Consider the following 4,609-nt stretch of genomic DNA (forward strand, 5'->3'; position numbering starts at 1 on the left):
CGCTCGCCCTGGATGATTTCGGCACGGGGTATTCGTCGCTGATCTATCTGCGCCGTTTCGCCTTCGACAAGATCAAGATCGACCAGTCCTTCCTCGAGAGCCTGGATGAAATGGGAGAATCGGCCATTCTGGTGCATTCCATCGTGCATCTTGGCCGGGCTCTGGGCCTCACGGTCACAGCGGAAGGGGTAGAAACGCCTGAGCAGCACCGTTTCCTGATGGCGCTGGGATGTCATGAAATGCAGGGCTTCCTGTTTTCGCGACCGATCTGTGCCGATGAGGTTGATCGGCTGCTCGGCAAGACACCGCGCCGGCTGCCAGGGCGTCGCGTCACGGCGGCGTGAGGCAGGACGAGCTCGCTCATGGCCCGTTAGAAGGGAAGGGGCATTCCGTCATAGATGGCCATCCCGATCGTGGCGAAACCGAAGGCCAGCGCGATGATGACGGCGATGTCGATCAGTGCGACCACGACACCGGCACCGACCCAGACTCCGTCACGCTCCAACATGCCGAAACCCATCAGGGTAATCGCGATCGCCGGCGGCATGTTGCCAATGATCGGAATCGGCAATGCCATGATCAGGGCCAGGATGATGATGAGAATACCCAAAGGCCGGCGTGCATTCTGACGGGTGAGCCTGATATAGCGCGGTTTGCTCCAGCGCTCGATCCGTATGAGCTTCGGGACGATCCAGGCGATCACGCGGTCGAGCTGCTGCCGAGAGACCGATTTGTAGCCGAGACGCCGGGGTATCCACAGCGCCGTGCGCCCGAACATGAGCTGGATGGCCACGAGCAGTATGAAGATCGCGGAGAATGTCGAGAAACCCGGCGGCATCGGCAGGGCATTGGGAGCGGCGAAGAGGATCAGCAACACGCCGAAGGCGCGCGCGCGGATACGTGCGACGATCTCGAACAGGGTGATGCGGTCACCTGTCGTCGAGGCGGCGAGCCGGACGAGGATATCGGAAGTTCTGAGCAAACGATTCTACCCCGGGTGATCGAGATCACTCTGCCTATATGAGGATTCTGGCAGGTAGAAAACAGCAGAAAGCAGGGGCGGGCGCCGAAATCTCCGCCATGGTGGCAGCTGCGGGGCCGGCGTCTCTACAAAACGATGTTCTCGTCGAACCTGTCGGCCGCGATCGGCAGGTTGAACTGCACGGCGATCCCGTCGGGGAAATGGCGCACCACGCGCGCCGGGGTGCTGCCGACCACGACACCGAGGCCGATGGCCGGGCGCACATCCAGGGCGATGCCGGCGCCGGAAAGCGAGACGTCGATCAACTTGCCTTCGACGTCGAAGCCTTCGTCGAGACGCAGCGTCACGTTCTTGTGGATCGGAACGATGCGCTCGTGGCGGCGATCCTCGGGAAGGCCGAGCTCGTGCCGGTTGGCCAGCCAGGTCAGCTGCGAGGCGAGCTTGTCGCGCTTGCGCGGTGTGGCATTGATGGTGATGGCAAAGCCCGTATCGGTATGGCGCACGATCTGGCCTTCGATACGACCGATATGCTCGAAATAGCAAACCACCCGTTCACCGATCGCACCGATGACCGGCGCGACGAGCGCGACGCCACCGGGCGAAAAATCAGCGCTCTGACAAGGATATTCCTGTCGGTTCGAAAGCATGTAGCGTCCGAGCAGGGAAACCTTCACACGCGCGAAACGACGGCGGTCGGAGCGGTATGCCGGGACCGCCTTCTCCGTGTCTGCTCTCGCTTCTGCCGCACCCATGATTTCCGCTCACCCCGCACAGTGGATCTTCATGCCGGAAAAGGATAGGGCGCGCCGGTTAACGGTGCCTTAGAGAGTTCGATCACAACCCAAAAATGTTGCGAATAATGTGCGTCTCGATTCAGCCGCGCCCACCCTGATGCACCACGAAGCGCCGGCGGCGCTCGACCGGATCGTCGTCGCAGGCGAATTCCCGGGTTTCCGTGCGTCCGATTGGCCAGATCACACGCATTGAATTCAGGCTCAGATGGCTGAGATTGTCGAAGCCGATCCAGTGCGGAATTAGTGCCGGCGAAAGTGCCCCCAGCACACGGGCCTGTGTCCGTCCGCGATGGCGCAGCGGCAGGAGGGTCAGTTCCATGTCGAGCGTGTCGCCGCGGGCCGTATGGCCGACAACGCCCGAGACGATACCGGCGGTCTCGCTGGTGACGATCTCGATCTGGCGATTGCCGTCATCCGGTGTCGCTGGATCCCACAGAGCGGTGAAGGGTGAGCTCTTGAGCTCACGCCCGAACAACGCACAGATGCGCGTTCCGGCGAGCCGGAAGCGGCAGATCTCCTCCTCGATTTCGAGAATGAAAGTGTCGGCCAGGATATGGCGGATCTCCCCCGGCTCGACCTCGCCACGTTCCGGCGCAGCGCGCTCCCCGCGCAGCGAGTCCCAGTAGGAAAAGAGCATCCGGGTCGCGGCATGTTTCATAACGGCCTCTCCGTCCCGCCGATTGGGGCGGGATTGTGTGTTTTTGAACCAGCTCCCCACCGGATGAGCGCCGGAAAGCCCGGTTTGGAACTGTGAAGGATATGGTTAGCGAAAATTATGCCTGAACGCATGGGTTGCGTTCTGGAAACCATTCGTTAAGGTTAACGAAACGTTGACGTTGTCAATCCGTGCCGGCGGATTAAGGTGCTTGACGTTAGGTAATGAGCGCTTGTCACGGCGTGTCTGTCGACCTTCCGGGACGGGAGGTGGGGGCGTTTCGCCCCAAAGGAGACCCGTGTCCTGGCACATGGATTGCAAAATCACATGCCGGACACGATATCCTTCGGATCGGGGAGGGTGCCGACCCTCCCCGATCTTTTTTCACAGACCGAGAGCCGGGGCCGTCGGCCTCTCAGTCATGGTCCGTCCCCCGCGTCCCGAGCAAGCATGCAGCCTCATCCGCTATCCCCGCCGCCGCCGCCGCGCGAACCGCTGTTTCACCTGCCGCGCATCATCATTGTGATCTGTGCCGTTCTGCTCGGGATCCATCTCGTGCTGTCGCTGAGCAGTTCGCAATTCGAGGTCGAGACGATCTTCCGTTTCGGGTTCGTGCCGGGCAGCTGGACTCTTTGGCTCAACCCAGCGGCTGAAGAGGCGATCTTCGAGCGGCTGACCGGTGGTGGCGCCCTCGATCCGCGTGCGTTGAGCCTCATGCGCATGGTGCTTGTCGAGGCACCCAATTCACTCTTCGGGCCGCTGAGCTATGCGCTGCTGCATGGATCCTGGTCGCATGTCCTGCTCAACGTGTTCTGGCTGGCAGCGTTCGGTACGCCCGTGGCGCGACGGCTGGGCGAGGGGCGGTTTCTGCTCCTCTGCCTGCTGACGGCTTTGGGTGGAACGCTCGCGCACTGGCTCACGAACATGCATGATTTCACGCCGATGGTCGGCGCTTCCGCTGTCGTGTCCGGCATGATGGGAGCGGCTGCCTGGTTTGTCTTCACGCGCACCCCCCATGGGGGTGGCCTGATTGACTCGCATGCGCATCTGCGGCCGCGCGAGACCCTGCCGGAAATGCTGCGCAACCAGCGCACGATGGTTTTCTTCGGGATCTGGTTCGCTCTGAACTTTCTCTTCGGTGTCGGCGCCGGACCGCTCGGCATCAGCGAGGGCGGTGTCGCCTGGCAGGCGCATATCGGCGGTTTCCTTGTCGGCCTCGTCATGCTCCCGCGAATCGATCCGCGTGGGTAAGGTCATTGCGCCAACGAAAAAGGCCGACGCTGCGGCGCCGGCCTTCTTTTGCGCATCGCTGAAACGCCGCAGCGCTCAGCTGCGATCGTCGTCTTCGCCTTCGCCGGCCTCGGCAGCCTCGCCGCGGGGGTGGGCTTCCTCGACGTCTTCTTCGAGCGCTGCGCCGACTTCGAGGCCGAGCTCGTCGAGATCGAAGGCCTCGCGGGCGGTGACGTCTTCACCGCGTGCCTGGCGCTCGGCTTCATCGAGCGAACGGGCGACGTTCATGGTGATGGTGATCTCGACTTCCGGATGCAGCTGCACCTTGACCGCGTGCAGGCCGAGATTCTTGATCGCCTGGTTCAGCTCGATCTGGTTACGTCCCACGGTGAAACCGTTTTCGGTGACGACTTCCGCGATGTCGCGGGTCGCGACCGAACCGTAGAGCACGCCCGTCTCGCCGGCCTGGCGGATGATGGCGAAGGTCTGCCCGTCGAGCTTGCCGGCAACGCCTTCGGCTTCCTTGCGGCGTTCGAGGTTGCGGGCCTCGAGCTGGGCGCGCTGCGCCTCGAAATGCTCGCGATTGGCCTTGCTGGCGCGCAGGGCCTTGCCCTGGGGCAGAAGGAAATTGCGGGCGTAACCATTGCGAACCTTCACCACTTCGCCCATCTGGCCGAGCTTGGGAACGCGTTCCAAGAGAATGACATCCATGTTTCGAACTCCTGTTGACTGTCGTTAAGAGAGAGGTGGGCCGCCACCCGTGTTGCGGCCCGAGGCATTGGCGCGCATCCGCTCGCGGATACCGAGCGCCGTATCGGTGAGGCCGAACATGATCAGCGGCAGAAAGACGAGGCCCTGGCTGAGCAGGACCATGAGATAGGTCAGGACGAGAATGAAACCGCGCCCGGAGCGACCCTGGCTCATCTCGTGAACGGCCGCGAGCCCTTG

Annotated in this window: 6 protein-coding genes and 1 pseudogene; 2 read left to right on the forward strand and 5 right to left on the reverse strand. The window is 62.5% G+C overall.

The window, feature by feature from the left end:
* A partial coding sequence (locus VKP01_RS08285; RefSeq protein WP_324411680.1) for an EAL domain-containing protein occupies nt 1–344 on the forward strand: 344 nt, incomplete at its 5' end.
* Nucleotides 345–370: 26 nt separating this feature from the next.
* Here VKP01_RS08285 and VKP01_RS08290 read toward each other — a convergent pair.
* From VKP01_RS08290 to VKP01_RS08300, 3 genes are all read right to left on the reverse strand, one after another.
* Nucleotides 371–982, reverse strand: coding sequence for an exopolysaccharide biosynthesis protein (locus VKP01_RS08290; protein ID WP_324411681.1), 612 nt, complete (start codon nt 980–982; stop codon nt 371–373).
* Between the two features lie 125 nt (nt 983–1,107).
* Nucleotides 1,108–1,734 carry a PilZ domain-containing protein gene (locus tag VKP01_RS08295; RefSeq protein ID WP_324411682.1) on the reverse strand — a complete coding sequence of 209 codons (627 nt, stop codon included), beginning with the start codon at nt 1,732–1,734 and terminating at the stop codon, nt 1,108–1,110.
* Between the two features lie 121 nt (nt 1,735–1,855).
* Nucleotides 1,856–2,434, reverse strand: coding sequence for a PAS domain-containing protein (locus VKP01_RS08300; protein ID WP_324411683.1), 579 nt, complete (start codon nt 2,432–2,434; stop codon nt 1,856–1,858).
* 447 nt (nt 2,435–2,881) lie between these two features.
* Between VKP01_RS08300 and VKP01_RS08305 the strand changes: the two genes are divergently transcribed.
* Nucleotides 2,882–3,682, forward strand: coding sequence for a rhomboid family intramembrane serine protease (locus VKP01_RS08305; protein WP_324411684.1), 801 nt, complete (start codon nt 2,882–2,884; stop codon nt 3,680–3,682).
* A 75-nt stretch (nt 3,683–3,757) separates the two neighbouring features.
* On the opposite strand, the gene rplI is transcribed toward VKP01_RS08305, so the two are convergent.
* Complete coding sequence (gene rplI / locus VKP01_RS08310; protein WP_324411685.1) at nt 3,758–4,372, reverse strand: 50S ribosomal protein L9; 615 nt, start codon at nt 4,370–4,372, stop codon at nt 3,758–3,760.
* A gap of 24 nt (nt 4,373–4,396) precedes the next feature.
* A pseudogene (locus VKP01_RS08315) lies at nt 4,397–4,609 on the reverse strand (hypothetical protein); the annotation flags it as partial.

This window comes from Saliniramus sp. (genome assembly GCF_035311605.1).
Taxonomy (GTDB): Bacteria; Pseudomonadota; Alphaproteobacteria; order Rhizobiales; family Beijerinckiaceae; genus Saliniramus.

Excerpts from the sequence above, each read along its gene's own strand:
- rplI (WP_324411685.1), bottom strand. The coding sequence starts at position 4,372 with ATGGATGTCATTCTCTTGGAACGCGTTCCCAAGCTCGGCCAGATGGGC.
- VKP01_RS08305 (WP_324411684.1), top strand. The coding sequence starts at position 2,882 with ATGCAGCCTCATCCGCTATCCCCGCCGCCGCCGCCGCGCGAACCGCTG.
- VKP01_RS08300 (WP_324411683.1), bottom strand. The coding sequence starts at position 2,434 with ATGAAACATGCCGCGACCCGGATGCTCTTTTCCTACTGGGACTCGCTG.
- VKP01_RS08295 (WP_324411682.1), bottom strand. The coding sequence starts at position 1,734 with ATGGGTGCGGCAGAAGCGAGAGCAGACACGGAGAAGGCGGTCCCGGCA.